The sequence below is a fragment of the Rhizobacter sp. Root404 genome (assembly GCF_001425865.1).
Lineage (GTDB): Bacteria > Pseudomonadota > Gammaproteobacteria > Burkholderiales > Burkholderiaceae_C > LMDS01.
The window spans coordinates 872644-899181 of record NZ_LMDS01000001.1 but is presented as its reverse complement, the minus strand read 5'-3'; the positions used below and the strand labels follow the sequence as shown (position 1 = coordinate 899181).

The 26538-nt window shown below is 70.4% G+C and carries 26 protein-coding genes and 1 tRNA gene; 13 read left to right on the top strand and 14 right to left on the bottom strand.

Annotated features, from left to right (window positions below; all coding sequences use genetic code 11):
- Positions 1 to 3: 3 nt before the first annotated feature.
- From ASC76_RS04135 to ASC76_RS04115, 5 genes are all read right to left on the bottom strand, one after another.
- The gene (locus ASC76_RS04135; protein WP_200947093.1) at positions 4 to 639 is read right to left on the bottom strand and encodes a putative 2OG-Fe(II) oxygenase; all 636 of its coding nucleotides are present in this window, start codon (positions 637 to 639) and stop codon (positions 4 to 6) included.
- On the bottom strand, positions 636 to 1586 hold the full coding sequence (locus tag ASC76_RS04130) for a HupE/UreJ family protein (protein WP_056462728.1): 951 nt from the start codon (positions 1584 to 1586) through the stop codon (positions 636 to 638). The genes ASC76_RS04135 and ASC76_RS04130 overlap by 4 nt, the downstream gene beginning before the upstream one ends.
- Complete coding sequence (locus ASC76_RS04125) at positions 1583 to 2422, bottom strand: peptidyl-prolyl cis-trans isomerase (protein ID WP_082548709.1); 840 nt, start codon at positions 2420 to 2422, stop codon at positions 1583 to 1585. Before ASC76_RS04125 ends, ASC76_RS04130 begins: the two co-directional genes overlap by 4 nt.
- A gap of 63 nt (positions 2423 to 2485) precedes the next feature.
- Positions 2486 to 4735, bottom strand: a complete 2250-nt coding sequence (locus ASC76_RS04120) for a hypothetical protein (RefSeq protein ID WP_056462726.1) — start codon at positions 4733 to 4735, stop codon at positions 2486 to 2488.
- 78 nt (positions 4736 to 4813) lie between these two features.
- A complete protein-coding gene (locus ASC76_RS04115; RefSeq protein ID WP_056462723.1) occupies positions 4814 to 5317 on the bottom strand; it encodes a copper chaperone PCu(A)C in 504 nt (167 codons plus the stop codon).
- Positions 5318 to 5477: 160 nt separating this feature from the next.
- Between ASC76_RS04115 and ASC76_RS04110 the strand changes: the two genes are divergently transcribed.
- From ASC76_RS04110 to ASC76_RS04065, 10 genes are all read left to right on the top strand, one after another.
- On the top strand, positions 5478 to 5957 hold the full coding sequence (locus ASC76_RS04110; protein WP_056462720.1) for a hypothetical protein: 480 nt from the start codon (positions 5478 to 5480) through the stop codon (positions 5955 to 5957).
- A gap of 126 nt (positions 5958 to 6083) precedes the next feature.
- Positions 6084 to 8225, top strand: a complete 2142-nt coding sequence (locus ASC76_RS04105; RefSeq protein WP_082548706.1) for a TonB-dependent receptor — start codon at positions 6084 to 6086, stop codon at positions 8223 to 8225.
- Positions 8226 to 8269: 44 nt separating this feature from the next.
- Positions 8270 to 8359: transfer RNA gene (locus ASC76_RS04100), tRNA-Ser, on the top strand.
- Positions 8360 to 8398: 39 nt separating this feature from the next.
- The gene (locus ASC76_RS04095) at positions 8399 to 10996 is read left to right on the top strand and encodes a hybrid sensor histidine kinase/response regulator (protein ID WP_082548705.1); all 2598 of its coding nucleotides are present in this window, start codon (positions 8399 to 8401) and stop codon (positions 10994 to 10996) included.
- A 20-nt stretch (positions 10997 to 11016) separates the two neighbouring features.
- Positions 11017 to 11247 carry a hypothetical protein gene (locus ASC76_RS25660; RefSeq protein WP_056462713.1) on the top strand — a complete coding sequence of 77 codons (231 nt, stop codon included), beginning with the start codon at positions 11017 to 11019 and terminating at the stop codon, positions 11245 to 11247.
- A 5-nt stretch (positions 11248 to 11252) separates the two neighbouring features.
- On the top strand, positions 11253 to 11501 hold the full coding sequence (locus tag ASC76_RS04085; RefSeq protein WP_056462710.1) for a hypothetical protein: 249 nt from the start codon (positions 11253 to 11255) through the stop codon (positions 11499 to 11501).
- Positions 11502 to 11629: 128 nt separating this feature from the next.
- The gene (locus ASC76_RS04080) at positions 11630 to 11887 is read left to right on the top strand and encodes a hypothetical protein (RefSeq protein WP_056462706.1); all 258 of its coding nucleotides are present in this window, start codon (positions 11630 to 11632) and stop codon (positions 11885 to 11887) included.
- Positions 11884 to 12123, top strand: coding sequence for a hypothetical protein (locus ASC76_RS04075; RefSeq protein WP_056462703.1), 240 nt, complete (start codon positions 11884 to 11886; stop codon positions 12121 to 12123). The genes ASC76_RS04080 and ASC76_RS04075 overlap by 4 nt, the downstream gene beginning before the upstream one ends.
- A 162-nt stretch (positions 12124 to 12285) precedes the next feature.
- The gene (locus ASC76_RS04070) at positions 12286 to 12804 is read left to right on the top strand and encodes a hypothetical protein (protein ID WP_056462700.1); all 519 of its coding nucleotides are present in this window, start codon (positions 12286 to 12288) and stop codon (positions 12802 to 12804) included.
- A 113-nt stretch (positions 12805 to 12917) separates the two neighbouring features.
- On the top strand, positions 12918 to 14135 hold the full coding sequence (locus ASC76_RS04065) for a CaiB/BaiF CoA-transferase family protein (protein ID WP_056462697.1): 1218 nt from the start codon (positions 12918 to 12920) through the stop codon (positions 14133 to 14135).
- Between the two features lie 20 nt (positions 14136 to 14155).
- On the opposite strand, the gene ASC76_RS04060 is transcribed toward ASC76_RS04065, so the two are convergent.
- On the bottom strand, positions 14156 to 15082 hold the full coding sequence (locus ASC76_RS04060) for a J domain-containing protein (protein ID WP_056462694.1): 927 nt from the start codon (positions 15080 to 15082) through the stop codon (positions 14156 to 14158).
- A 101-nt stretch (positions 15083 to 15183) separates the two neighbouring features.
- Here ASC76_RS04060 and ASC76_RS04055 point away from each other — a divergent pair, with 101 nt between their 5' ends.
- Complete coding sequence (locus tag ASC76_RS04055; RefSeq protein WP_056462691.1) at positions 15184 to 15465, top strand: hypothetical protein; 282 nt, start codon at positions 15184 to 15186, stop codon at positions 15463 to 15465.
- A gap of 30 nt (positions 15466 to 15495) precedes the next feature.
- On the opposite strand, the gene ASC76_RS04050 is transcribed toward ASC76_RS04055, so the two are convergent.
- Together ASC76_RS04050 and aroQ are read right to left on the bottom strand one after the other, a co-directional pair.
- On the bottom strand, positions 15496 to 15894 hold the full coding sequence (locus ASC76_RS04050; protein ID WP_056462687.1) for a YXWGXW repeat-containing protein: 399 nt from the start codon (positions 15892 to 15894) through the stop codon (positions 15496 to 15498).
- A gap of 105 nt (positions 15895 to 15999) precedes the next feature.
- Entirely contained in the window at positions 16000 to 16440 is a 441-nt protein-coding gene (gene aroQ, locus ASC76_RS04045) for a type II 3-dehydroquinate dehydratase (RefSeq protein WP_056462684.1), read from the bottom strand.
- A gap of 96 nt (positions 16441 to 16536) precedes the next feature.
- On the opposite strand from aroQ, the gene ASC76_RS04040 reads away from it, so the two are divergent.
- The gene (locus tag ASC76_RS04040; protein ID WP_056462674.1) at positions 16537 to 16905 is read left to right on the top strand and encodes a hypothetical protein; all 369 of its coding nucleotides are present in this window, start codon (positions 16537 to 16539) and stop codon (positions 16903 to 16905) included.
- Between the two features lie 4 nt (positions 16906 to 16909).
- Here the strand turns inward: ASC76_RS04040 and ASC76_RS04035 are convergent, their stop codons facing one another.
- The 3 genes from ASC76_RS04035 to ASC76_RS04025 all read right to left on the bottom strand — a co-directional run bounded on the left by ASC76_RS04035 (position 16910) and on the right by ASC76_RS04025 (position 21241).
- Positions 16910 to 18484, bottom strand: coding sequence for a GGDEF domain-containing protein (locus ASC76_RS04035; RefSeq protein WP_235580337.1), 1575 nt, complete (start codon positions 18482 to 18484; stop codon positions 16910 to 16912).
- Between the two features lie 70 nt (positions 18485 to 18554).
- Positions 18555 to 20813 carry a bifunctional diguanylate cyclase/phosphodiesterase gene (locus ASC76_RS04030; RefSeq protein WP_056462670.1) on the bottom strand — a complete coding sequence of 753 codons (2259 nt, stop codon included), beginning with the start codon at positions 20811 to 20813 and terminating at the stop codon, positions 18555 to 18557.
- Positions 20810 to 21241 (bottom strand): Hpt domain-containing protein, encoded by a 432-nt coding sequence (locus ASC76_RS04025; RefSeq protein WP_056462669.1) that lies wholly within the window; start codon positions 21239 to 21241, stop codon positions 20810 to 20812. Before ASC76_RS04025 ends, ASC76_RS04030 begins: the two co-directional genes overlap by 4 nt.
- Positions 21242 to 21693: 452 nt before the next feature.
- On the opposite strand from ASC76_RS04025, the gene ASC76_RS04020 reads away from it, so the two are divergent.
- Positions 21694 to 22749 (top strand): ATP-binding protein, encoded by a 1056-nt coding sequence (locus tag ASC76_RS04020; RefSeq protein WP_162247055.1) that lies wholly within the window; start codon positions 21694 to 21696, stop codon positions 22747 to 22749.
- Positions 22750 to 22758: 9 nt separating this feature from the next.
- Here ASC76_RS04020 and ASC76_RS04015 read toward each other — a convergent pair whose 3' ends face one another.
- The 3 genes from ASC76_RS04015 to ASC76_RS04005 form a co-directional block, all read right to left on the bottom strand.
- Positions 22759 to 23355, bottom strand: coding sequence for a two-component system response regulator (locus ASC76_RS04015; RefSeq protein ID WP_056462663.1), 597 nt, complete (start codon positions 23353 to 23355; stop codon positions 22759 to 22761).
- 130 nt (positions 23356 to 23485) lie between these two features.
- Positions 23486 to 25309, bottom strand: coding sequence for a PAS domain-containing protein (locus ASC76_RS04010; RefSeq protein WP_056462659.1), 1824 nt, complete (start codon positions 25307 to 25309; stop codon positions 23486 to 23488).
- Positions 25310 to 25321: 12 nt separating this feature from the next.
- Complete coding sequence (locus ASC76_RS04005; RefSeq protein WP_056462655.1) at positions 25322 to 26527, bottom strand: EAL and HDOD domain-containing protein; 1206 nt, start codon at positions 26525 to 26527, stop codon at positions 25322 to 25324.
- Between the last annotated feature and the right edge of the window lie 11 nt (positions 26528 to 26538).

Sequence of the window (26538 nt, the reverse complement as noted above, 5' to 3'; positions counted from 1 at the left end):
CCCTCAGCCGTTGAAGGTCACCGCGTAGCCCCATGAATCGAGCCGCGTCGGGATCGCATTGAACGACAGCGTGATCCGGCGCGCGCCGACGTTCGGCGGCACCGCGTGCATCAGGTAGCTCGGGAACAGCACCATGTCGCCCGGATCGGGCAACGGACTGACCCACTTGTCCGCGTTGTAGGCGCCAGGCGTCGTGCCGGCATGGTCGTTGCGGAACACGAACTCGGTTCCGCCGGGTGACTTCATGAAGACGGTGCGCGACTCCGGATGCGTCGGCGTCAGGTAGACGACGCCGGAGACGAAACTGTTGGCGTGGTTGTGCATCGCCTGCCGGCCGCCGGTGTCGAGCACGTTGACCCACATCTCCTTCAAGCCCCAGCCGAGCGCCTCGCCGAACAGCAGCGCGCCGAACTCGGCGAGCTTCGGCGTGATCCGCGCGGCCGCCTCGACCAGCAACGGGCTGTCGCCGGGCCGCAGCATCGCGGTGTGCGAGAGCTGCGTCGACGCGTTGTTGTCGCGCACCGCGGCCGCGCTGAAGTGCGCGACCAGCGCGTCGACGAGCGGGCGCGGCAGCACCGCACGCGAGCGCTGCAGCGGGATCGGGAACAGCCCGACGACCTCGTCCATCGGCGCGCTCACGCGAAGATCGCCGCGATCCGCAGCCACGACCAGTACGCGGCCAGCGTGCCGATGCCGTACAGCGCCGCGGTGCGCGCCAGCGCCAGCCGCGGGAAACGCGCGCTGGCGCGCCACAGCAGCCACGCCGCCGCGACCGTCATCAGCTGGCCGATCTCGACGCCGCCGTTGAACGTCAACAGCGCGACCAGCAGGTGGTCGTCGGGCAGGCCGATTTCCTTCAGCGCGCCGGCGAAGCCCAGCCCGTGCACCAGCCCGAACAGGAACGCGACCAGCGCCGGCCAGCGCCGCGCCAGCGTCTCGCGCCGGTGCAGCGCCTCGCCGGCGACCAGCATGATCGACAGCGCGATCGTCGCCTCGACCGGCGGCGGGCGCAGCACCAGCCAGCCGAGCGCGCTGCTGGCCAGTGTCAGGCTGTGGGCGGCCGTGAATGCGGTGATCGTCCACAGCAAGCGGCGGTTGAAGCCGACCAGGAACAGCAGGCCGATCACGAACAGCAGGTGGTCGACGCCGCTCAGGATGTGCTCGACGCCGAGTTGCACGTACGCCCAGGCGATCTGCGCGCTGTCGCGTGGATCGTTGGCGGCGCCGTAGAGCTGCACCCTGGGCTGCCCGGCGGTGATCGTGTAGACGTGCGACTGGCCGTCGAGCCAATAGACCTTGACCAATGCGGCGGAGTAGCGCTTGCCGACGCCGTCGATCGCCAGCGTTCCGGTCAGGCCGGCCGCGCCGCAGCGCAACATCGCTGCGTCGGCCTGGCAGCCCTCGGGCCAGACCGGCGTCAGGTCCTCGCTGGCGGCGCGCTTCTCGCTGGCCGTCCATTGCCAGAGGAACTCGCCGCGCGAGGTCTCGCGCAGCTGCATCTCGGCCATGCTCATCTCGTGGGCACCGACGCCGGCGTGCAGCAGCGTCGCCGCGAGCAGCATCAGGCTTCGGAGCAGACGCTTCATGCCGGTGCCTCGTTCTTCACGCGGTACTGGCGCGCCAGCGCCTTGACGGCGGCGCTGCGCTGCGCGGACAGCGTCGCGTCGGTCCAGTCCTGCTGGACGACGCCGCGCAGCGTCTCGAACGCCGCGGGCCGCGCCGGCGTGATCGCATCCAGCCGCACCGCATGCCAGCCGTCCTGGGCCTGCAGCGCGCGCCACTCGCCGGGCGCCGCGGCCTCGAGCGCCTGCGCGAACCCGGCGCCGTAGCTCTGCGCCAGATTGGCATGCGGCCGCCCCTTGAACACGCGCAGGCCGGCCTTCGCATCGCCCGGCAGCCCGGCGTTCAGCGCGTCGACGAACCCGCGCACCGCCGTCTCCGACGCCTCGCCCGCCAGCACGGCTTCCTGAAAATCGTAGCGGGCCGGATCGTCGTACTTCGCGCGGTGGCTCTCGAACCAGGCGCGCAGCACCCGATCGTCGACCGGCGGCAGCTTGACGTTGGCGTCGACGACGCTCAGCGCCTTGAAGATCACGCGCTCGCGGATCGCGGTGTCGCCCTTGTCGACCTGCAGCGCCAGGCCCTCGCGGTACAGCACCTCGTTGTCGAGCCACACGGCGCGCAGCGCGGCGAGTTCGGCGGCATCGGGCTCGCGGCCGCGGGCGGCCTTGAAGACCTGCTTCGCCTCGGCATCGACCTCGGCGCCGACGACGATCGTGCGCGGGTCGTCGGCGCGGCCGACGAGAACGTGGTCGAGCGCGAACAGCAGCGCACCCAGCACGACGAAATGCAGCAGCGGCTCGCGCGACCAGGCCGGCAGGCGCACACGGCGGGTGGTGGAAATGGGCAGGACAGCGGACATCGGTTCCTCAAACGAAAAAGGCGCCGCGCGAGGCCGCGCGGCGCTGGTGGGCGAGTCGGCGCCTTACTTGACGCCGGCGACCGTCGTCGAGCCTTCGACCTCGATGTAGATCGGGTTGCTGTAGAACCAGAGGTCAGCCCAGGCCGCGACGTCGTACGCCACGTACTTCACGCCGCCGACCACCGGCAGGTGCGCGGGGCAACCGTCGATCGCGGTGCCGGTGTAGTTGGTACCGGTCGCCGGGACGTTGGCGCCGACCACCGTGCACGGGATGCGCAGCTTGGTGGTGTCGCTGGCGTTCGTGAACAGGTCGCTCAGCGGGTTGCCCGCCGCGTCGGTCTCGTACGGCACCGCCGCCGGCAGGTTGCTGCCGCGCAGGCGGATGTACTGGGACGAAGTCACCGCCGGGATGCGGTAGCTCATCTTCAGGAACGTGCTGTTGTCCTCGCCCGAGTGCGCGGCCGCCCACGGCGTGCTGCCGCTGCCGTTGAAGGTCTTGATCACGGTGGCGGTCGTGTTCTTCGCCGCAGCCGGCACGGCGGCCAGGCCGGTAGTCGAGCCGTCTTCCTTCAGCCAGGCGGCGTTGCGCGGCCACTCGCCGGCGTAGTCGAGCGAGCCCGGCGCCTTGTATCCGCTGACCATCCCGCGGATCAGGTCGACGTGGTCCAGCACCGGCTTGTTGAGCGGCTGGTTCACGCCGATCTGCGCCAGCGACGGGTTCGCGAAGGTGTACGGCGAGTTGTTGGTGCCGGCCGGATCGCGGAGCACGATCGCGACGACGATCTCGGCGCCCGGCTTGACGACGAGCTTCTCGCCCATCGTCGCGCAGCGCGGCGTGTCGATGTCGGTGTTCTTGGTCGCGGCGTTGACGGCGAGCGCTTCGGCCGACGCGTCGGGGCGGAAGCCACCGCCGCCCTTGTACGACGCACAGGCGACGAACGACAGGCGGTCGATCAGCTGACCGCTGGCCGCGAAGCTGTTGCCGGTGCGCAGGCCGTCGACGATGGTCTGCGGGCGCAGCTTGTCGCCGGCGTTGCGGACCATCACGTGGTCGCGCTGGTATTCGCCCGGCAGGAAGTCCTGCGTCGAGCGGCGATCGTCGGGGCCGAAGCTGCCGCGGTTGTGCCAGTCGGAGCTCGCGAAGAACCAGAAGTTGCGCCCCTCGCCGAGCAGCGCGTCCCACACGCCGCCGACTTGCGCGCCGTAGACGCCGGTGCCGCCGTAGGTCGTGCCGCCGACCGAGTCGACCAGCACGCCGCCGAAGTTGTTGCGCTTGACCTGGTACTCGCCGCGGTTCGACGACGCGCCGTGGCCCGGCTGGGTCTCGAAGCCGAACGCGACCTTCGGCGCCGCGTTGTTGAAGTTGCGCAGGTGCTCGATGTTGAAGCCGTTGTTGCCGTCCGGGTTGAACGGGCCGGCGCGCTCCAGGTGCGCCGGCACGTAGTAGCTGCCGTTCGGGTGGTACTGCGCCATCCACTTCATCGCCTCGACGGTCTTCAGGTGACCGCGCGTGCCGGTGCCCGCGCCGCCGGCGGGAATCAGCTTCTGGGCGGTCGCGTTCCAGCTCGCGTCGGCGGCGCTGTTGCTGCCCGGGACGGCGCAGTTCCAGTTGTTCCCGATCGCCGAGCCGGTGACGTTGCCGCGGCTCTTGTCGGTGTCGCCGCGGTCGAAGCAGTAGGACCACTGCGCCAGCGCATTGGCATTGCCGAGGGCGGTGTAGCCGGCCGTGGTCGGCAGCGTCGCGCCGTCGACCGAGAGCGGCATCTGGCCGGTGATCACCGACATCGAGCTGTGCTCGTGACCGGCCACGACCGACTCCAGGCCCATGAACAGTGGCTGGCTCTTGTAGGCCGAGAGGTACTCCATCAGCGGGTACTGGAACTCCTGGATCGACTGCCAGCGCCACATGTTGCCGTTGCCGCCGACACCGCCGCCGTCGCCCTTGATCGCGGCCGCGCCGATGCTGTTGGTCCAGGTGGTGGTCGGGCCCTGGCCCGCGACGGCCGGATAGGCCGGTGTCGACAACGTGGCGTCTTCGGCCAGCGTGCAGTTGCGGTTGCCGTTGCCGCCATGGCCGGCTTGCACGAACCAGTCGAGGCCGTAGGTGCCTTCGCTCTTGTCGGTCGCCTTCTTGACCAGCTTCTGCATCGAGATCGCGCCGTCCGAGCAGGTGGTGTGGTTGTGGAAGTCGCCGGTCACGTACTGGCCGGGCGCCTTGCCGGCGGCGCTGGCCACCATCGGTGCGGTGGCGAGGCTGGCAAGCGCGGCCGCTGCGGCGAGCGCGATCTGGCTGTGGGTGAATGCAAATCTCATGCGAAGGTACTCCTGGGTGGTTCTTTGGTGTTCGAGATGCAGGAAGGGCCGGCGCAAGAGCGGAGCGCCGCGCCGGATTCAGCCCATGCTAGGCAGCGCTGATGACGCGCCCGTGACGGGATCGGGCAGGCGCTCGTAGTCCACGTCGATGTCGGCGTCGACCACGCCGCCGTGCCGGAACTCCAGCCGCAGCGGGTAGCTGCGACCCACTTCGAGCGGGTGCTTCAGACCCGTCAGCCGAATGAAGGTGCCGGCTTCGGTGAGCTCGGTTTCGGTGCCGGCCGGGATCACCACATCGATCCTGCGACCGCTGGCCGGGCCGCTCATCTCGGCGCCGCTCGCGACCGGCGTCTCGACGCGGATCAGGCGGTCGGCAAGCCGCACCTCGTCGAAACGCATGCAGAGCACGGCGAACGCATCACCTTCGACGGTCGCGCGCGACCACGGGCGATACACGCGCAGGTGCGTGCTGAAGAATTCGCAGGCGCGTGCCGGCGGCAGCACGAGCGCGGCGCCGAGCGCACAGCCGGTGCGCAGGAGCGTGCGGCGTCCGAGCGGAGGAAGGACAAGGTTCGTTTTCATCCCGCCGACGCTATCGGGCACCCGTGAAACTTTCGTGACGCGACCGGCGACCGCGGGACACGGGGGTGTCACAACCTTGCGGCATGATCCGGCCCGGCATCCGACAGGCGCCGCCGCGCGTAGGAGTGTCCGTGTCGTCCACCCCCTCGCATCGCGCGCCATGTCCTTCGCCCTGGATCCTCGCCAGCACTGCCGCGCCGCACGCCTGATCGTGTGGTGCCTGGCGTGCGCGCTCGCGTCCTGCGGGTTCTGGTCGGTGCGCGTGCAAGTGCTGGGCACGAACCACACGCACGTGCGGGCCGCCGCGGTCGACGAGGCGATGGCCGGCTGGCAGGATTTCCGCCGCGCCGCCCATCTCGCGGGCGTGAGCAGCACGCGCACGCATGGCCACGCGCTGTACCAGCGCCATCACCACGGCGCCGGCGACACGAGCCTGGCCAGCCTCGACGCGCCCGGTGGCGCGGCCACCAGCGGCGACGCGCCGAATTCGCCGGGCGCGACGCTCCTCGGCCTGCTGTCCATCGTGGCACCGTTCGCGGACCCCGCGCGCTCGGCCGACGCGGCGCGCTGGCGCGACATCGCGACCGGCGGCATCGACCGCCTCGAGGCCGGTCGACTGGAGCGGCCACCGCGCGCCTGAGCGGGCGCACGGCGCCCGCTCCGAACCGCCTGACCCGTGCGCGACGCCGTCGCCGCGCGGGCTGCCCCTCAGTTCAACGGCCGCCTCGCACACTGACGTGCGCGCGGCCGTGTCGCCGGAATCGCCATGTCCACAGTCTCTCGCCGGCCCGTCCCCTCCGGACGCGCGCCCTCTGCTCCCACCCTGCTCGCCGCCGCAGCGCTGCTGGCGCTCGTCGGCGGCCGCGCACACGCCGACGGCGCGGCGCCGGCCGAGATCGTCGCGCAGTTCGCGCCGACGACGGTGCTCGGCCACTATGACAACGCCCTGGGCACGTCCGACGCCGCCAGCCAGGGCAGCGTGACCGCGACACTGATCGCCGCGCGACCGACGCTGCGGCCGGCCGAGCTGCTCGAGTTCGTGCCGGGCGTGATCGTCACGCAGCACAGCGGCGACGGCAAGGCGAACCAGTACTTCCTGCGCGGCTTCAACCTCGACCACGGCACCGACTTCGCGACCTGGGTCGCCGGCATGCCGGTCAACATGCCCACGCATGCGCACGGTCACGGCTACAGCGACCTCAATTGGCTGCTGCCCGAACTCGTCAACCGCATCGCCTACAAGAAGGGCCCGTACTTCGCCGAAGAGGGCGATTTCTCGTCGGCCGGCGCCGCGCGCATTGGGCTGGTGGACCAGCTGCCGCAGGGCATCGCATCGCTCACGTTCGGCGAGCACGGGTACCGCCGCGGGCTGCTGGCCAACTCGACCTCGCTCGGGTCGGCGGGCCGGAACGGCGAACTGCTCTACGCGGTCGAAGCCGCGCACAACGACGGCCCCTGGGACAACCCCGAGAAGTTCCATCGCGCCAACGCCGTGCTGCGCTACAGCCGCGCCGAAGGCGGCACGCGGCAGGCCCTCACCGCGATGGGCTACACGGCCGGCTGGAACGCGACCGACCAGGTTCCGCAGCGCGCCGTGGATGCCGGCCTGGTGGGCCGGTTCGGCACCATCGATCCGACCGACGGCGGATCGACCTCGCGCGCCAGCCTGTCATACGAGCTGGAGCGCACGCTCGGGAACGGCCAGTTCAAGTTCAATGCGTACTCGATCCAGTCGCGTCTCGACCTGTATTCGAACTTCACGTTCTTCCAGGAGAACCCGTTGCGCGGCGACCAGTTCGAGCAGGCCGAGCAGCGACGCGTCGCCGGCCTCGCGACCAGCCGCCGCTGGAACACGACGCTCGGCGGCCGCGACAGCACCAACACCGTCGGGCTGCAGCTGCGCCACGACCGCCTCGCGCCCGTCGGCCTGTACAGCACCGTGGCTCGCGAGCGCACCGCGACGACGCAGGAGAGCAGCGTGCGCCAGACCAGCCTCGGCCTCTACGCCGAGAACGCGACCGCGTGGGCGCCGTGGCTGCGCAGCGTGGCCGGCGTGCGCGCCGATCGGTTCGACTTCGACGTGCACAGCTCGATCGCCGCCAACAGCGGCAAGCGCAGCGCGAGCATCGCCTCGCCCAAGCTCTCGCTGATCCTCGGGCCGTGGACCCGGACCGAGTTCTTCGTCAACGCGGGCTACGGCTTCCACAGCAACGACGCGCGCGGCACCGTCGCGACCGTCGCGGCGAAGGATCCGGCCGGGTCGGCGATCGCCCCGGTCGATCCGCTGGTGCGGTCGAAGGGCGCCGAGCTTGGATTGCGTACCGAGTTCGTCCCGGGCCTGCAGAGCTCGCTGTCGCTCTGGGCGCTGAAGCTCGATTCGGAGCTGCTGTTCGTCGGCGATGCGGGCGAGACCGAACCGAGCCGCGCGAGCCGGCGCTACGGCGTGGAATGGAACAACCACTACGTCGCGTACAAGTGGCTGCTGCTGGATGCCGATCTCGCGGTGTCCCGCGCCCGCTTCACCGAGCCCGATCGCGCCGACCCGGCGCTCGGCAGCCACGTTCCGGGATCGATCCAGACGGTCGCGTCGTTCGGCGCGACGATCACCGACCTCGGCCCGTGGTTCGGCCAGTCCCAGCTGCGCTACTTCGGCCCGCGCGCGCTCGACGAGAACAACACCCAGCGCTCCCGCGCCACCACGCTCGCCTACCTGCGCGCCGGCTACCGGGTCGGCAGGAACGTCAAGCTGACCCTCGACGTCTTCAACCTGTTCGATCGCCGGGGCAGCGACATCGACTACTACTACGCGTCGCGCCTGCAAGGCGAGCCGGCGCAAGGCGTCGAAGACATCCACTTCCACCCGGTCGAGCCGCGCAGCGTGCGGGTATCGCTGATCGCGAACTTCTGACCGCTGGCGGGCGCTCGATACAATCGAGCCTCGCCGTTTTTCCGGGAAGCGTGGCCGAGCGGTTTAAGGCTGCAGTCTTGAAAACTGCCGTGGGGGCAACTCCACCGTGAGTTCGAATCTCACCGCTTCCACCAGCCCTCCTTCAGCGCCGCGGAGCACCCGACAACTGTCGGATGGTCCGGAACCGACCCCGCCCCGATAGTGCCGCCCATGGGCCATGGCACCGTCGGCAACTGGGGCAACGTTTGGCAATACGGCTGGCCTGGATTCGCCGGGGCTTCGGGACCGTCCTCTGGCTTGTCGCCCTGACAGGCTGGGCGGCCAGCGCCCAGGCGCAGGTCGCGCCGGCGGCACGCTCCGGCCCTCTGCTTTATCGCCTCGACACGACAGGCCTGCTCGATCTGCCGGCCGCCTTGGCCACCCCCGCGTCGCAGTGGCAATCGATGTCCCCGAACGGCTCGCTGGGCTACCGGCCCGAGGTGATCTGGTTTCACGCACAGTGGTCGATGCCGGTCGCGCCGGCCGGCCAGCGGTGGGTGCTGGTGATCGCCAACCCCGTGCTCGACGATGCGCAGGTCTGGGTGCAAGGGCTGGGACCGCAGGACGAGCCGGGGCCCTGGCAACACTGGGCGGTGGGCGACAAGCTGCCGTTCGACCAGCGACCGCTGACGGCCCAGCACTTCGCGCTGCCCCTCGCCAACGCGCCGGACGGCGCGCCCGCGTTCCGGACGTTGCGCGTCTACATCCGGGTGTCGACGACGAGCTCGATGCAGGTGCCGATGCGCCTGCTCGCCGTCGCGGACTTCGAGCAGAGCGAGCGCACGCGCGGCCTGCTGTTCGGCGCGTACGGCGGCCTGATGACCGGCCTGTTCATCTACAACCTGGTGATCTGGGCCGTGGTGCGCGAGCGGCAATACGGCTGGTACGTGGGCTGGATCCTTTGCTTCGCATTGTTCGTGCTGAGCCTGGACGGATTCACCTTCCAGTACCTGTGGCCGCAGGCGACGCAGTGGAACGACCGCGTCCTTGTGCTGCTGCTCGGCTCCGGCGTCGTGATGGGCAACTGCTTCATCAACGATTTCCTGCGTGTCGGCAACGAGGCGCCGCCGCTGGCGCTCACGGCAGCGCGCGAAGCCATGTGGCTGCTGCCGGCCGTGCTGGTCGCCACGTACCTGCCCTACAGCATCGGCATTCGCGCTGTCATCGCGCTGTCACTGTCGCGCGTCGTGCGCGCGCAGATCATGATCGGCATCGCCGTCTTCCGCGGCAGCCGGCCGGCCCGCATCCTGATGGTGGCGTTCCTGTCGGTGTCGCTCGGTGGCGCGGTGCTCGCCACGCAGCGCTTCGGCCTGACCGACTACACCGCGCTGACGCAGCACTGGACCATGGTCGGCTCGGCGATCGAGGTCATCCTGCTGTCGCTGGCGCTCGGCGAACGTTTGATCCATGCGCGCCAGCTGGCGGCGTCCGCGGTCAAGCTGGCCACGTTGAACGAGAGCCTGTCCGAGAGCAATGCCGCGCTGACGACCTCGCGCCAGCTGGCCGAAGAGCGTCTGGCGGCACTGGCGTGCCTGCAGGACCGGCTGCGCCTGGACACCGAAGCGCGTGACCGCGAACGGCTGCGCTTCCTCGCCAGCGCGGTGCACGATCTGAAGCAGCCGCTGCAGGCCATCGGCGCGCTGCTGCTGCCGCTGGAGCATGCTGTGGCCCGGCACGACCAGACCCACGCAATGCAGATGCTGGGGCTCACGCGGCAGGCCACGCAGGGCATGTCCAACCAGCTGACCGCGCTGCTGGACCTGTCGAGACTCGAATCGGGCATGGAGCCGACCAAGCTGCAGCCGCTGGTGCTGGCGGCGCTCGTCAATGACCTGTGCCCGCAGTTCGAACCGCTTGCCCGCCGCCTGGGGGTCCAGGTGAAGGTCGACATTCCGCCCGACCTGACCGTGCAATCCGATCCGCAGTTGCTGGCCCGCGTGATTAGCAACCTCGTGACCAACGGCATCAAGTACTGCGACACGCGACGCGCGCCGCATTGCCGGGTCGCCTTGCGGGCCGAAGCCGGCGCCAGCGGGCCGACGCTGACGATCGCGGACAACGGCCTGGGCATTCCGGACGGCCAGTCGGCCAGCGGCGCGATCTACCGGCCCTTCTTCCAGGGCTACAACCACCTTCCCGAAGACATCAAGGGCGTAGGGCTGGGCTTGTCGATCGTGACCGCAGCGATGCGGCTGCTGCCGCAACATCACCTTCGCCTGGCCAGCGCGCCGGACGAAGGCACCACGTTCACGCTGGTGCTGCCGGCGGCCGCAACATCCCCCGCGCCACCGATCCGGCACGACGGGCTGGCGCCGGCGATCGCGCAGCAACTGGCCGGCTGCTATGTGCTCGTGGTCGAAGACGACTACCTGGTACGCGAATCTCTGGTGCACATGCTCCACGCGTTCCAGATCCTGACCGACGCCTACGCGTCGGCGGATGCATTGGAAGCGGACATCGACACCATCGAGCGCACCCCGGACGCGGTGCTCTGCGACTACCGGCTTCCGGGCGGACGGACCGCGCACGACGTCGCCGCGCTGGTCCTGAGCCGATTCGACCGCGTGCCTTTCCTGATGGTGTCGGCCGAGCGGCTGGAAGCGGCGGACTTCACCGGCATCGGCATCGTCGCGGTCTGTGCCAAACCGATCGATGCGAGCGCCCTGATCGAAGCGCTGGCTGATTTGACGCGGCAATGTCTTACACAACCGACCTTGAAGGGGGAGGCTTGATTTGGTAGATTTTTCCCAAGATGGAAACTGTCGACCGAGGCCAACTGGTGTGGTGCGCCACCTTCGCGGCGCTTTACGCGTTCGAGACCCAAAACGATCGCCGTGCAGCGATGAAAGTCGCGCGGGCGGCCTACCCGAACGCCGGCGCGTCCACGCCTGCCGATGCCGTGCGCACGATGCTGCGCGGCACCCTGACCTGGCCCGCCAAGCGCGAGGATCAGCGCGAACGCTGGTCGACCTGGGGCGACTGACGCCGATGATGAAGCGCATCGAATTGTGGCTCTGGACCATCCGCGACGACCTCACCGGCAAGGTGCGGGTCACGCGTCACCGCATGACGGCGGACGACGCCGCGTCCATCCACCCCGGCGCCGTGCGGGTGCCGGGCAGCCTGGAGTACCGCGATGTCGAGCAGTCGAAGGACGCCGAGCTGAGCGTCTCGATCGACGCCTGGATGCGTGGCGCGACCGCGCTGCCGGAGGCGGGCGGCACGGCCCGCGACTGACCGCGTCCGCATCCGTCGGGTCGCCCCCGGCATCTGTCCCCTGCACCTGCGGGGGCGCTCTGAGCCGTTCTCCTACAGCCTGATACGTGACAAACCGCTAAGGTCACGCCCAAGGAGTCGAGACGATCATGGGCACGGTGGGCGACAGGAACGAGTGGATGGCGGAGTTCGCGATGATGATCTCGCAGGAGGCAGGCGTCACGCTGCGCGACGCCACCGGCATGGCCCCGCGGTTTTTCGCCGAGCTGCGGAATTTCGAGCCGTCGGAAGCCGCCGCGATCGTCGTGTCGACCGGCCTGATTCGGCGCGAGGACCGCGGTCTGCGAAGCGTTCCGCCGCCACCGGCGTCGGCCGAGCGTCGTGGGCAGGCGCAGGCCGGGCCATGAGTGTCGGCCCGCCGCGCGACGAGTGGATCGATCGGTTCGCGATGCTGCTGGTGCAGCAGGCACCCGTGACCACGCTGCAGGCGCAGGCCATCGCGCCGCGCATTTACCAGAGTCTGTTCGTGCTGCCGCCCGAAGTGGCGGCCAAGCTGGTCGTTCAGATCCGCATGCTGCGCAAGCCCGACCTCGAGGGTGGGTGCGCGTCCGAGCGGATTCGCGGGGACCGGCGCCGCCCCTGAGCGAACCCGCCGCCGACGCCAGACCGCGCCGACCGTGCTCTAAGACACACCTGTTTCACCGCTTGTCCGACACCCGGCGCGCCGCCGCGCTGACAAGCGCGCGACGACCTGCGCCGTAGATTGGTTTCGGGCAGATTCCGCCCTCCATTCAAGGAGACAAGCATGGACAAGACCATCGACACCACCCAGGCCAATCGCGATCCGTTGACAGGCGCGCCGGGCGCGCACCCCGTCGGGACCGGCGTGGGCGCTGCCGTCGGCGGCGCTGCGGCAGGCGCGGCGACGGGCACGGTCGCCGGACCGGTCGGCACGATCATCGGGGCGGCCGTCGGCGCCATCGTCGGCGGCCTCGCCGGCAAGGGCGTCGCCGAGAAGATCGACCCGACGGTCGAGGACGATTACTGGCGCGAGAACTACACCGGCCGCCCGTACGTGCAGACCGGCGACTCCTACGACGACTACGGCCCCGCTTACGGCTACGGCGTGTCGTCTTACCAGCGTCTGGCCGGCTCGACGTTCGAGGAGGCCGAACCCGACCTCGCGCGCGGCTGGAACGACGCGCGAGGCCCGTCGACGCTCGAGTGGGATCGCGCGCGCGGCGCGGCCCGCGACGCGTGGACCCGCGTCAGCGACTCGATCGAGCGCGCCGTTCCGGGCGACTCCGACCGCGACGGCAAGTAAGGCTGCCGAGCCCCCGGCTGCACGTGTACCGTGCAGCCCCTCGCCGCGCAGCGGTTCCCGCGCGGCGAGGTGTTCGGCGATGATCACGGCCCCGCCGTCGCCGAGGACTCGCCGTGTCCGCCATCCCTTCCCTGCCCCTGCCGCCGAACGCACTGCAGGGCCTGCGCGTCATCGAGATGGGCCAACTGATCGCCGGACCGTTCGCGGCGAAGACGCTCGGCGATTTCGGCGCTGATGTCGTCAAGATCGAAGCACCCGACGGCGGCGATCCATTGCGCCAGTGGCGCCTGACGCTGGACGGCACTTCGGTCTGGTGGCAGGTGTCGTCGCGCAACAAGCGTTCGATCGCGCTCGACCTGCGGTCTGTCGAGGGCCAGGACATCGCGCGACGCCTGGTCGCCGAAGCCGATGTGCTGGTCGAGAACTTCCGTCCCGGCACGCTCGAGGGCTGGGGCATGGGCTGGGACGCGCTCTCCGCGCTCAACCCCGGGCTGGTGATGCTGCGCATCTCCGGCTACGGCCAGACCGGACCGTACCGCGACCTGCCCGGCTTCGGCGCGATCGGCGAGGCGATGGGCGGACTGCGCTACCTGACCGGCGAGCCGGGCCGCGTGCCGGTGCGGGTCGGCGTGTCGATCGGCGACACGCTCGCCGCGCTGCACGGCACGATCGGCGTCCTCGCGGCGCTGTACCACCGCCGCGTCCACGGCGGCACGGGCCAGGTGATCGACGTGGCCCTGCACGAGGCAGTGTTCAACGTGATGGAAAGCCTGGTGCCGGAGTACAGCGCGTTCGGCGCGGTGCGCGAGCCGGCGGGCAGCGCACTGCCGGGCATCGCGCCCTCCAACGCGTACCGCTGCAGCGATGGGCATGTGCTCGTCGCCGGGAACGGCGACAGCATCTTCCGCCGCCTGATGGAGGCGATCGGCCGCCCCGACCTCGGCACCGCACCGGACCTGGCGCACAACCCGGGGCGGGTGGCGCGCGTGGCGGAGATCGACGCGGCGATCGAGCAGTGGACGCGCAGCCGCACCGTGGACGAGGCGCTCGAGGTGCTCGCCCGCGCCCGCGTGCCCGCGGGCAAGGTCTACACCGCGAAGGACATCTGCGAGGACCCGCACTACCGCGCCCGGGACATGATCGTCACCCAGCGCACCCGCGATGGCCGTGACCTCGAGGTGCCCGGCGTGGTGCCCAAGTTGTCCGCCACGCCAGGCACCTTGCGCAGCGCTGCACCGCATCTCGGCGAGGACACCGACCGCGTGCTGGCGGAGATCGGCCTGTCGGCCGCGCAGATCGCGCAACTGCGCAGCCGCGGCATCGTCGCCTGACCGAGTGGCGGCGCTCGCCGTCAGAAGTCCGCTTCGCCGAGCGCGTAGGTGTGCATCGCGCCCTCGCCCGGCTGGTAGAGCCGGACGTGTGGCGTGCTGTGCTGGGTGCCGCGGTCGCTGCGCACTTCTTCGAGGATCAGCGCCGGCGAGCGCAGCAGGGCGCCGTTGGCGAGGTTGCGATAGCGCACGTCGTACGTGCCGGTCGTCAGGTGCACGAGCGTGAAGCGGCTGCGCGCCAGCACGAGGAACGTGCGCACCGGCTGCGCGGTGACGCCATCGAGCGAGAAGAGCTTGACGAACATGTCGGTGTCGTTGCTCGCGTTGTCGACCGTGATCTCGGACAGGCCGCCATCGTTGAGCAACTCGTACCCGGCGACGTAGCCGGACCCCGCCGGCCAGGGCTGGCCGTTCGGCGCGGTCGTCGGGCGCACGAATCCGGCGTTGCGCGCCGCCGCATCGCGGGGCGTTGCCGCCAGATGCTGGCCGATCGTCGGCTCGAACAGGCTGCGCACGCCGCTGCCCAGCAGCACCAGCGCCAGGGTCGCGGCGAGCCCGTACTGCCAGCGGTGGCCGAGCGCGTGGGCGCGCAGCCGATGCGCTTGGCGCGCGAGGCGCCGCGGCCAGTCGCGCTGCGGTGCGGCTGGGGCCGGCGGCGCCGCGGGACCGGCGGTCGTCGGCGAGTGCAGCGTGTGCGGGCTGAGCAGCGGACGCGCGCGCGGCGACTCCGCCTGCGCGATCCACGCGTCGTGCTCGTGGCGCCGGGCCGGGTCCGACAACACCTCGTAGGCGACGTTGATCACTGACATCACGCGCTGCGCGTCCGCGACCCCGGCATTGCGGTCGGGATGGTGCTTGCGGGTCAGCGCGCGATATGCCGCGCGGATCTCGTCGGGCGAGGCATCGCGGGCGACCTTGAGGTTGTCGTAGTGGTTGTGAACCTTGGGCATGGGGCGGGACCGGCCGAAGGCTGGACATCCGCGATCATGCCAAGTTTGCCCGGCCTGTTCGCAGCGGACCGGCCCCGGGGCCGATCGGCGAGAATGGGCCGATGATCGTTCGCATCGAAATCCACCGCGAAGGTGACGACTACGAATACCGGGTGCTCGCCGACGGCGACGTGCTGTTCGATGACGCCGGCTTCAGCTCGGTCGTGCATGCGCTGGTCGGCGCGGTCGAAGGGTTGCCGCCGGACGTGAGGGCGGTGGAGGTGGCATGCGGCGGCGTGGTCTCCGGCACCTACCCGCTCACGGTGCTCGCCAGCAGCGCCGCGCAGGTGGCCCAGCACGCGGTCAACACCACCGCCGCGGTCTACGAAGCGCTGCAGAACTAGCCCGCGCGGCCGGCATTCCGCCGAGCCGGGTCAGCGTCGGACCCAGCCGCCGCCGCGCAGGTGCCAGTGGCCGCCTTGCTGAACCCAGGCATGCGGTCGCCAGCCATAGCCGGCGCGGGGATGCTCCCAGCGGCCCGGCACCCAGGCATGCCGGCCGCCGCGCCAGCCCCAGTAGCTGCCGATCCAGATCGCTCCCGCGAACGGGATCGCCGGCACGACTTCGACATACGGCGCCGGCGGCGCCACGTCGACGACGACCTCGTCGCCGTCTGACGGCACCGGCTGGCCGTAGCCGGGCTGCGGCTGCGGCTGCGGGTAGGCCGGGGCCGGCTGGGCGTACACGACGCGCCGCGCCGGGTAGGGCGCCACGACGCAGGCGGTCAATAACGAAGCGGTGAGCGGGAGGATCAGCAGTCTCGGGTTCAGCATGGTGAATCTCCGTGGGAGGATGGCAGCCGCACGCGTCGGCCCTTCCCTCCTAACTGCCGAGCGCCGGCCCGGGCTGACGCCGGCGTGCCGCCTTTACAGAAATTTTCAGGCGCCGAAGCGATCGATCGCGGCTTCGACCGCCATCGCATAGCCGCGCACGCCGAACCCGATGACGATGCCCGCGGCCAGTTCCGACAGGTACGAATGATGGCGGAACGACTCGCGGCGGTGCACGTTGGACACGTGCACCTCGAAGAACGGCAGCGCCACGCCAGCGAGCGCATCGCGCAGCGCGACGCTGGTGTGGGTCAGGCCGCCCGGGTTGATGACGATCGCGCGCGTGCCGTCGAGCCGGGCCGCGTGGATGCGGTCGATCAGCACACCCTCGTGGTTGCTCTGCAGGCACGCGACGGTCGCGCCGCGCGCCGACGCGACGGCCGTGACCATCGCCTCCACGTCTGCCAGCGTCTCGCGCCCGTAGATCTCCGGTTCGCGCGTGCCCAGCAGGTTGAGGTTCGGTCCGTTGAGCAGCAGGATCTGGGTCATCTCGGGTCTCGCGGTTTCTGGAGCCGGCATTGTCGCAAAGCGCGATCCCCGGGCTCCCTGTAACATCGTGCCATCACATCAGGGGGTGAACGCGGCATGCTGAAGTACATCGCGACCATGGGCGGGGTGGGCTTGGCGGTGGCGTTCGTGGTCGTCTTCTTCATCGGCCGCACCGAGTCGAAGCACCTGACCGAAGTCGCGCCCCGCGTCGGCATGAGCTACGAGGATCTGATGGCGATGGGCCCGCGCGTGGCGGCGTCCAGCGGCGTGACGCTCGGGAGTTCCCGCCATGTGGTGTACCTGCTCGCCTGCAGCGGACTGTCCGGCAAGAACGTGCTGGAAGCGCAGGCTTCCGAGGCCGCCCGACTGGCCCGCAAGGACCGCCTGAGCGACCGCGAGGCCGTGGTCGCCGTGCTGGCCCAGGCGCGCGCCGGCGTCAGCGCCTCGGAACTGAAGGGCTGCTGAGGCCTCAGCCGACGCAGGTGCGGTTCTTGCCGCTGCGCTTGGCCTCGTACAGGCCCTGGTCGGCGCGCTCGAGCGCGTCCTCGATGCGCTCCCCGGCGCGGTAGGCGGTCACGCCGGCCGAGAAGGTCACGAACACCTGCTTCTGCTCGTGCATGAACAAGCCGCCGGTGAGGGACCGCTGCAGGCGCGTCAGGATCTGCTGCGCTTCGTCGAGCGGCGTGTCGGGCAGCAGCACGACGAACTCCTCGCCGCCGTAGCGGGCCACGTGGTCGGTCGGCCGCAGCGTCTTGCTGACGACGGCCGCCAGCGACTTGAGCGCCTCGTCGCCCGCGCCGTGGCCGAGTTCGTCGTTGAGCCGCTTGAAATTGTCGATGTCGAGCAGACCGACCGCCAGCGGCGTGGCCGATCGCTCCAGGCGCGCGCGCTCGGCATCGAATGCCTGCATGAGCCCGCGCCGATTCGCGATCTGGGTCAGCTGGTCGGTCGAGACCTCGTTCGACAGGCGCTGCATCTCGGATTCGAGCTCGTTGACGCGCTGCGTCAGCCCCTGCGCCTTGCCGTGCTCGGCCTGAAGGCGCGCCTGCGTCTGCTGCACCAGCGCCTGCACGGTCCGGCTCTCCTCGACCATCTCGCGCACCACGCCGGTCAGGCTTTCGAGCGTGTCGGCCTTCTCGATCACGTCGGCATAGCGGCCGACGCTGTCGTGGAAATGACCGGTCTGCGAGCCGAGCTCGTCGAGCTCGCTGAGCATGCGGTTGATCAGGCCCTTCAGCGAATCGCGGGCCCGCTCGCGCTCCTCGCGCAGTTGGCCTTGCCGCGCGCGCGTGTCGCGCAGCAGTTCGCTGACCGCGCGAATCCCGCGGGCCGATAAGCCCTCGTCGATCTTGGCCTGCATCGCCTCGCACTGGCCCTGCGCCCAACTGTCGTTCTCGGCCAGGTCGGTGAGGCTGGCGGTCAGCTCGCCGCACAGCGCGCCGAGCTGATCGACCAGGTGGTGCCGGTGCTGCAGCACCGGCACCGCGCGTCGACACAGCGCCTCCAGGTCGTCGATCAAGTCGGGCGTCGCGCCGGCCTGATCGATGCGCTCGGTGATCGCGGCCAGCGCCGCGGCGATCTCGTGCGGGGCCTCGTCCTGGGGCGGCAGCGCGCACTGCACGGTCCCACCGAGCGCCTGCAGCGCGCGGCCCCAGGGCGGCGTCGTCACGCCGGGCTCGAGTGGCGCGGGGGCCGTGGGCAGCGGCTCGAAGAGCGTCTCTTGCGGTTCGGCACCGGCCTCGACGGGAACGGTTTCGGAGTCCCAGCTCGCGAACAGCTGCGTCAGGCGCTGCTGCAGTCGGCGGGCATCGCTGCGGCTGCCGTCCAGCACGCGTTGCAGGCTGTCCTTCTTGCGCGCCGCGGTCCACCCCTTGCTGCCGCGCTCGATGCCGCGCACCGCGCGCTCGATCAGGGTCGCGATGACCGCGCCTTCAGACACCGGCACCGGCGGTTCGCCGGCCTCCTGGCGCCAGGCGCGGGCGTAGTTCTCGGGCGTCGGCTCGAGCTTGTCGAGGGCCAGGCGCCGAAGTGCGGCCTTGGCCAATTGGGCATTGTCGGGAGCGGCGCCGGAGAGCGCAGCGGGTCGTGTCGCTTCCATGGCGGAACCGGCCCGGTCAGACCGCGGGCTTGATGCGCGGGTCGCGGCCCTCGGCGAAGCGCAACACCTCGGCAATTTCGGCGTCGCCGGCCTTGCCGATCCACGGCGCCTTGCGCGGCAGGATGGTCTGTTGCAGCCAGGTCTCGATGTCCTCCGGCGGCTGCGGGCGGCTGAAGAGGAAGCCCTGCATCACGCCGCAGCCGAGGCGGTGCAGCACCTCCATCTGGCGCAGGTTCTCGACGCCCTCGGCGATCACGCGCAGGCCGAGCGAGCGCGCCAGCGCGATGATCGCGGTGACGACGGCCGAGCTCTGCGGCGTCATGCCCAGATCGCGGACGAAGCTGCGGTCGATCTTCAGTTCGCTGATCGGCAGCGTGGTCAGGTAGGCGAGCGACGAGTAGCCGGTGCCGAAGTCGTCGATCGAGATCTCGACGCCGATCTCGTTGAGCCGGTGCAGCGACGGGATCACGTTCTGCAGGTCCTTCATCAGGCCCGTCTCGGTGATCTCCAGCTCGATCGCGTGGTGCGGCACGCCGTAGGTCGTGACCGCGTTGTGGATGTACTCGACCAGGTCGGTGCGCTCGAACATGCGGTTCGGCAGGTTCACCGCGATCGAGTCGGCGAAGCCGAAGCTGTCCTGCCAGACGCGCGCCTGGCGCGCCGCCTCGCGGATCGCCCATTCGCTGAGCGGCACGATCAGGCCGGTCTCCTCGGCCATCGGGATGAAATCGCCCGGCGGCACGAGCACGCCGTTGCGCCGCCAGCGCATCAGCGCCTCGGCGCCGACCATCTTGGCGCCGCGCACGTCGACCTTGGGCTGGTAGTGCAGCACCAGTTCGTCGCGTTCGATCGCCTTGTGCAGCGCGCTTTCGAGCTCGAGCTTCTCGCGGCCCTGGCCGGCCAGCGCCGGGCGGTACAACGACGCCGAATTGCGCCCGGCCGACTTGACCGAGTACATCGCGACGTCCGAGTTGCGCATCAGGTCCGCGACCGACAGGCCATCGCGCGGGTACAGCGCGATGCCGACGCTGGCGGTCACGAAGCACTCCTGCCCGCCGACGAAGATCGGCTCGCGCATCAGGTCGAGGATGCGCGAGGCGACGCGCTCGGCATCGCGCTCGTCCGCGACCTCGGGCAGCAGCGCGACGAATTCGTCGCCGCCCAGGCGCCCCACCGCCTCGAGCGAACGGTGCGAGCGCGAGCCGAGCGATTCGATCGAGCTTTCGGTGACCTGGTCGGAGTGGCGCACGCACGAGCGCAGGCGCCGCGCCACCTCCATCAGCAGCTCGTCGCCGGCGCCGTGGCCGAGCGTGTCGTTGATGATCTTGAAGCGGTCCAGGTCGATCAGCAGCAGCGCCACCTGGTGATTCAAGCGGCGGCCGTGTTCGAGCGCGCGCTCGGCGCGCCAGATCAGCTGGCGCCGGTTCGGCAGGCCGGTCAGCACGTCGAAGTTCGCGAGGTGGCGAATCTTGTCTTCGGCGAGGCGCCGGTCGGTCACGTCCTGCACGATGCCGGAGTAGCCGATCAGGTTGCCGTGTTCGTTGAATTCGGGCTCGGCCTCGACGTGAACGATGCGCTGGCGGCCATCGTGCAGCGTGGCCGGGATGTCGGTGGCGAGCACGGTGCTGTGCTTCATGACCTCGTGCAGCACCTGCATCAGGCCGCGTCGGTCGTCGTCCGACAGCATGCGCAGCAGCGGGCGGAACGCCAGGTTGTCGTTCGGCCCCAGGCCGAACACCCGCAGGCCCTCGACCGAGAACACCGGACCGCCATGGTCGCGCCGCCAGTCGAAGCTGCCCATGCGCGCCAGGTCCTGCGCGCGCGCCAGACGCGACTTGCTGCGCTCGAGTTCGACCCGGGTGCGCGAGGCGCGCAACAGGTAGCGCAGGCGCCCGGCGAGCAGGCTCCATTGGGTGGACTTGACGAAGAAGTCGGTGGCGCCGGCCTCGTAGGCTCGGGTGATCGAGGCGTCGTCGTCCAGGCCGGTCAGCATCAGCACCGGCAGCGACTCGAAGCCGGGCAGCACGCGCAGTTCGCGGCAGGTCTCGAACCCGTCGAGGCCGGGCATCAGCGCGTCGAGCACGACCACGTCGGGCAGCCACTGGGCCAGGATCGTGATCGCCTGCTCGCCGCTGCTGGCTTCGGTGATCGCGAAACCGCGTTCGCGCAGCGCGATCGACGTGAGCAGCAGGTTGACCTCGTCGTCGTCGACCAGCAGCACCTTCGGCTGCTCCGGCAGGTCGTCGTCGGCGGCGCCGATCGGGCGCGAATTCACCCGCGGTCTCCCAGGCGCACCGCAATGGCACGGACCGTGTCGTCGAGCGCGACATCGAGCGCATCGAGCTTGGCGTGGAGTTCGGCGGCCGGATCGAGACGGATGGCGGTCTCGATCTCCGCGCACAGTTGCGACAGGCGCATGGCGCCGATGCTCGCCGATGACGACTTGAGGGTATGCGTGACGAGCCGGATCGCGGACCGGTCGTCGGCGGCCCGGCCTTCGGACAGTTGCGGCCGCAGGCGCGTCACCGACGTCTGGAAGGCTTGCAGCACGCGCTCGAGCAGGCGATTGGCGCCGCTGGGGTCGAGCTCGGCCAGCCGCGCGAGCGCCGCCGGGTCCAGGACCGACGCCGGCGATCCGCCACTGCCGGCAGCGCTGCTGTCGGGCGCGAGCGCCTGAAACGGCCGGTTCAGCATGGCGAGCATCTGCCCTTGACGCAACGTGTTGAAAGGATGGTCATCGAAATCCGGTTCGCGACACCGCAGGGAACATCGTTTCCCATCTTCTTGAGGTCGAACGGTACCAGTTCGAATTGTCCACTACCAAGACAAGTACGGGCATCCAGCATGCCAGACGCGGGGACCGCGTGCCTGCGCAGCCGTCCAGGGAGGCCGGTGACGCGTGTTCGCGCCCATGCAGTGTCTGCAATGGCCAACACTTTCGGGGCCATGGGACGGGAGGGCAGGCGCGGCGTCATGGTCGGGCAGCGGGGCAGGCAGAGCGCGTCGACGTCATCGGGCATGGGGCCGCAGGGGCGCAGGCTCGCGGCAGGTGCGAGGTGTTCCACGATTTCGGCAGCCGGCCGCCGAACTTGACCCGCACTGTTCCGTCTCGTTGCAGTCGGGGGTGGCAAAGCGGCCTCCGTACAATGTTTCGCATGACTCGTCCCCCCACCGACGGAGCCGCCGTTCGGGTCTGGCTCTGGCGCAGCGGCGCAGACCACCGGCTGAGTTCGGTGCAGCTGTTGCAGGGTGCGCCGTCGGCCCGGTCGGACTCGGGCACGCTGCCCGCCGCGTTGTGGGAACGCTGCGCCACCGATGACCCGGCAGCGCTGCGTGCTTGCCTCGATGCGGCGCAGCCGATCGAGGCGCTGCCGGTCCGCTTCGCAGGCCTGGCTGCCGAAGGTCGCGCCGGGCTGCTGGACGGGCGGGCACTGCGGGATGCCGACGGGCGTTTCGCGGGCTACCACGGCACGTTCCGCGAGGACACCGGGGCCGCCGGTCCCGCGCCAGCCCCGAAGCCGCCGTCGGCGCCGGACAGCGACTTCTTCACCCACGCGATCTCGCACGACCTGCGCGCGCCGATCCGCGTCATCGAAGGGTTCACGAAGATCATCAAGGAAGACTACGGGCCGCTGCTCGACCGCGTCGGCAACGATCACCTCGAACGCGTCCTCGGCGCGGCGACGCGCCTGAACGGCATGATCGACGCGCTGCTCGCGCTGTCGAAGCTGTCGTCGCAGCCGCTCGCGCCGCAATCGGTGAATCTCTCGCAGCTGGCCGGTTGCGTGGCCGACGACCTGCGTCGCTCCGCGCCGACGCGCGAGGTGGAGATCGCGATCGAGCCCGGCCTGCAGGCCCTGGGCGACCCGGCGATGCTGCGCACGCTGATCGACGGCCTGCTCGGCAACGCCTGGAAGTACACCGCCAAGACGGCCCAGGGCCGCATCGACTTCGGCCGACACGCGCAACTGCCGGACACTTTCACGGTGCAGGACAACGGCGCCGGCTTCGACATGCGCTTCGCCGACCGCCTGTTCGGCGTGTTCCAGCGCCTGCACAGCGCGAGCGACTATCCGGGCGCCGGCGTCGGACTGGCGGCGGCGCGCCGCATCGTCGGTCGCCACGGCGGCACCGTGTGGGCCGAGGGCGAGGTCAACCGCGGTGCGCGGTTCCACTTCTCGCTGCCCCGGGGCGGGACCGCCCCGGGCTGACGGCGCCGATCAGGCCGCGACGGGCAACGCAAGCATCTCGACCGCGCGAACCAGGCGCCGGGCATGCTCGTCGAGCGACAGCCGCTCGGCTGCCGCCATGTGGCGGAGCTGTTCGAGCGCGGATTCGCGGGCCAGCGAATAGCGATGCATCAGCACGCCGACCGCCATCAGCACCTCGGGCGAGCGGACCGCGTCGGCAGCTGGCGCCACAGGTGCGGCGTGGCGCGCCGACCGCAACTGCGCCAGCGCCTGCGCCACGGCGGGCAGGATCTGGCGGATGTCCAGCGGCTTGGTCAGGCAGGCGATGGCACCCAGCGAGGCCGCCTGCGCGGTGGTCTGGGCATCGCAGAATGCCGACAGGAACATGAACGGCACGCGGCTCGTCTGTCGCAGGCAGGCGGCGACATCGAAGCCGCTCATGCCCTGCATGCGGATGTCCAGCAGCGCCAGATCGGGTCGATGCTCGCGTGCGAGCAGGATCGCGTCGTCGCCGTTGTCGGCGTCGATGACCCGGTAGCCCGCCTGGGACAACCCGTGCGCCAGGGTGGCCAGGACCAACCGGTCGTCGTCGACGACCAGGATCGTGTCGGAATCGTCATTTGTCATGTGCGAGTCGATTTTCGGCGATGCGACGAACGACGCGCAGCGTGACGTTTCTGCAAGCGATGCGTGGGTGTCAAAACGACGTGCGGTTCATCACGACAGGTCGCCACCGCGCGGGTGAATTTGCAATCGTTTACTGATAGTTGGTGGAAACGATGCAGGGCGGGCGAAGTGCGAGCGTCGCCACGACCCGCTCGGCCTGCTGCTCCAGCGTCAGGTGGGCACTGCGGCGCGGCAGCAGCGCACGAACCAGCCCGAGCCCCGAAACGCCCCCCGGCACGCGCGCCAGGCTGAAGCCGGGCGCCAGGGTCGCCGGATTCGAGATCACCACCTGCAGGACGTCGTCGCTGGCCGTCAACGCGCAGGCCAGTCCGGCGCCGGCGGACGGCGCGCAGTGCTTGATCGCGTTCGTCAGCAACTCGTTCAGCGTCAGCGCGATCGGGATCGCCTCGGCCTCGGGCAGCGCCCAGTGCGCCACCGTCGCACCGCCGGCCTCGACGCGGATCGAACGCCCGAACGTGCGCTGCACCGACGCGACGATCGCCTCGACCACCCGCGTCAACTGCAGCGGCCCGCCCTGCCCCACCTGCAGCCCGTAGACCTGTGCGATTGCGTGCACCTGGCCGACGACCTCGGCGATCGGCTCGGCGACCTCGGGCTTGCGTTGCGCGATCTGTTCGAGGAGTCCGGCCACCCCTTGCAGGTTGTTCTTGATGCGGTGATGGACCTCGCGCACGAGCATCTCGCGCTGCTCGATCGCCGCGGCAAGGCGGGCTTCCTGCGCGGCACGCTGCTCGGTCACGTCGGTCGCCACGGTCAGCAGCTGGTCCGGCGGCGCACCGGGATGGCTGGCGAGCGGCAGGTAGCGCGTGTCCCAGAGGCGGACCGCGCCGTCGCGCTCGACGCGGTATTCCCTAGTCGTCACCTCCGACGCGGCGAGCGCGTGCTGCATGTCGGCCCGCTGCTGCGCCGCGACGTCGGGGGCGTGGGTTTCCTCCGGCGTGCAGCCGATCAGCCCGCCGGGTGCGTCGTGCGCGTTCGCGGCCGCGACGGCATTGACCTGCAACACCCGCAGGCTCTGCGCGTCGCGCAGCGCGATCGCGAGCGGCGCCGCCTCGATGATGCGCTGCAGTTGCGCCCGGGCCTGCGACATGCGCGCCTCGGCGTCGCGCCGGCGTTCGATGTCGAGCAGCGCATAGGTCAATTGGCGATCGCCGGCATCGCGTGCGGTCGAGACGACGTTGCCGACGACCCAGAACTGGCGGCCGTCGCGCGCCTGGAGCCGGCATTCGAAGGTCTCGGTCTCGCCTTCGACCAGCTCGCCCCACGCGTCGCTGCGCCGCAGCGGGTGGTCGGGATCCGCGGTCGCGACCGTCGAGATCGGCAGGTTCACGAACGTCGCCAGGTCGCCGCCGAACATCCGCCGAGCCGAGCGGTTCATCCACTCGATGCCCTGCGCGCCGACTGTGACGATGCCGACCAATGCCGAATCCAGGATCGCGCGGGTGCGCTCGGCCTGCCGCGCGACGGCGTGCTCGGCGCGATGCCGCGCATCGACATTGACGAACGACGCGATCGATTCACCGCCGGATTCGCCGGCGACGACCGCGCGCTGGCGCGCCTGCACCCACAGCACGCGGCCGTCGCGGCAGTGCAGCGGCCGTTCGCCGCGCCAGCCGCCGTCGGCCTCCGGAGCCGCCTGGGCGAACAGGTCGGCCAGGCGCACGCCGGCCAGTTCGTCCGCGCGGCAACCGACCAGATCCGCCAGCGCGGCGTTGGCCCGCTGGATCCGATCGTCGCGAACAAAGGCGATGCCGACGCCGGGCAGGCCGAACATCAGCTCGCAGTCGCGCGCGAGGCGAGCGACCGCCCGCTCGCGCTCGCGCCGGGCGGCGGGCCCCAGATCGCGAAGCCGCCGCCACGCCGCGGCGCCGAACCACGGCCGGGCCGATGCCATGCTCAGGCCAGGTTATTCCAGCTCGCTGGCGGACATCAACGCGCGCAACTCGGCGCGGTTGATCTCGCTGACGCTCATCATCAGGCGGTCGGCCGCCTCGCGGAAGTCGAACAGCGCCTCGTTCTCGATCGCCTGCACGAGCTCCACGTAGGGCTGGTACGGCCCGTCACCGTCGGCCAGCGCCTGGCGCACCCGCTCGGGCACCGGGATCGACTCGAGCAGTTTCGAGAACGGCTGCTGGAACATCCGGTCGAGCAGCGAGAACACGCCGCAGATGAACATCTCGTTGCGCATCTCCTCGTCGCCGCTGCCGCGCACCAGCTCTTCCATCAGCAGCCCGCGGCGCACCGCCGCGAACATCACCGGCTTCAGGTTCACGTCCTTGCTGGCGGTGGCCAGCAGCAGCGCGAGCCAGCGCTTCAGGCGCTGGTAGCCGAGCATCATGATCGCGTGGCGGAACGAGCTGATCTCGACGCGCAGCCCGAACGCCGGCGAGTTGATGTAGCGCAGCAGCTTGAAGGCCAGCGCAGGATCGCGCTTGAGCGTGGTCTCGAGCTTCTCGATCGGCTCTTCCTTGTCGACCTGGCGAATCAGCTCGGCGATGGTCTGCATGCCGGGCGCGGCCACGGCCTGCCCGCTGCGGGCGGCGGTCGTCGTGACGGCATCGTCGATCGGCCAGCCGAGCACGGCCTCGGCGCCGCGCGCGAACGCGCCTTCCATGTCGGCCACCGTGCGCACGCCCGACTGCACGTGCGCGATGCTGCGGGTCACGCCGGTAGGCGCGTGGGGATCGTTCACGCGCCGGTCGTCGGCGAGGTCGATGATCGAATACTTGAAGCACGGCAGCACCGCGCGCGGCAGTTCCTTCAGCGGGCGGCCCTTCAGCAGCAGCGTGCTGCCGTTCTTGTGCAGCGCGACCAGCGCGTCGACATTGGCCTCGTCCGCGGCCATGAACGCGGGCACCTCGACCATCAGGTTGGCGGTCGGCTGAGCGAGCAGCAGTTCCTGCAGCAGGCTCTCGCTGACGAGATTGAGCGACACGCGCGCGCCGCTCGCCGGCCAGACGTTGCCGACCTCGTGCAGCAGTTGCCCGACATCCAGCACCGCGTCGGGCCGCAAGGGAAACACGGTCAGCCGGGTGGCGGTGACCGCGCGCTGGCGGTCGATGAACGGTGAATAGCCGAGGGCGACCTGCCCCAGGATCGTGATGTCGCTCATGCCACCGGCTC

Coding starts and splice junctions, on each gene's coding strand:
- ASC76_RS04110 (WP_056462720.1), top strand. CDS start 5,478: ATGTCCTTCGCCCTGGATCCTCGCCAGCACTGCCGCGCCGCACGCCTG.
- ASC76_RS04010 (WP_056462659.1), bottom strand. CDS start 25,309: ATGGCATCGGCCCGGCCGTGGTTCGGCGCCGCGGCGTGGCGGCGGCTT.
- ASC76_RS04060 (WP_056462694.1), bottom strand. CDS start 15,082: ATGCCCAAGGTTCACAACCACTACGACAACCTCAAGGTCGCCCGCGAT.
- ASC76_RS04025 (WP_056462669.1), bottom strand. CDS start 21,241: ATGCTCGCCATGCTGAACCGGCCGTTTCAGGCGCTCGCGCCCGACAGC.
- ASC76_RS04055 (WP_056462691.1), top strand. CDS start 15,184: ATGATCGTTCGCATCGAAATCCACCGCGAAGGTGACGACTACGAATAC.
- ASC76_RS25660 (WP_056462713.1), top strand. CDS start 11,017: ATGGAAACTGTCGACCGAGGCCAACTGGTGTGGTGCGCCACCTTCGCG.
- ASC76_RS04075 (WP_056462703.1), top strand. CDS start 11,884: ATGAGTGTCGGCCCGCCGCGCGACGAGTGGATCGATCGGTTCGCGATG.
- ASC76_RS04105 (WP_082548706.1), top strand. CDS start 6,084: ATGTCCACAGTCTCTCGCCGGCCCGTCCCCTCCGGACGCGCGCCCTCT.
- ASC76_RS04015 (WP_056462663.1), bottom strand. CDS start 23,355: ATGACAAATGACGATTCCGACACGATCCTGGTCGTCGACGACGACCGG.
- ASC76_RS04085 (WP_056462710.1), top strand. CDS start 11,253: ATGATGAAGCGCATCGAATTGTGGCTCTGGACCATCCGCGACGACCTC.
- ASC76_RS04040 (WP_056462674.1), top strand. CDS start 16,537: ATGCTGAAGTACATCGCGACCATGGGCGGGGTGGGCTTGGCGGTGGCG.
- ASC76_RS04115 (WP_056462723.1), bottom strand. CDS start 5,317: ATGAAAACGAACCTTGTCCTTCCTCCGCTCGGACGCCGCACGCTCCTG.
- ASC76_RS04095 (WP_082548705.1), top strand. CDS start 8,399: ATGGTCCGGAACCGACCCCGCCCCGATAGTGCCGCCCATGGGCCATGG.
- ASC76_RS04130 (WP_056462728.1), bottom strand. CDS start 1,586: ATGAAGCGTCTGCTCCGAAGCCTGATGCTGCTCGCGGCGACGCTGCTG.
- aroQ (WP_056462684.1), bottom strand. CDS start 16,440: ATGACCCAGATCCTGCTGCTCAACGGACCGAACCTCAACCTGCTGGGC.
- ASC76_RS04125 (WP_082548709.1), bottom strand. CDS start 2,422: ATGTCCGCTGTCCTGCCCATTTCCACCACCCGCCGTGTGCGCCTGCCG.
- ASC76_RS04080 (WP_056462706.1), top strand. CDS start 11,630: ATGGGCACGGTGGGCGACAGGAACGAGTGGATGGCGGAGTTCGCGATG.
- ASC76_RS04020 (WP_162247055.1), top strand. CDS start 21,694: ATGACTCGTCCCCCCACCGACGGAGCCGCCGTTCGGGTCTGGCTCTGG.
- ASC76_RS04070 (WP_056462700.1), top strand. CDS start 12,286: ATGGACAAGACCATCGACACCACCCAGGCCAATCGCGATCCGTTGACA.
- ASC76_RS04005 (WP_056462655.1), bottom strand. CDS start 26,527: ATGAGCGACATCACGATCCTGGGGCAGGTCGCCCTCGGCTATTCACCG.
- ASC76_RS04120 (WP_056462726.1), bottom strand. CDS start 4,735: ATGAGATTTGCATTCACCCACAGCCAGATCGCGCTCGCCGCAGCGGCC.
- ASC76_RS04050 (WP_056462687.1), bottom strand. CDS start 15,894: ATGCTGAACCCGAGACTGCTGATCCTCCCGCTCACCGCTTCGTTATTG.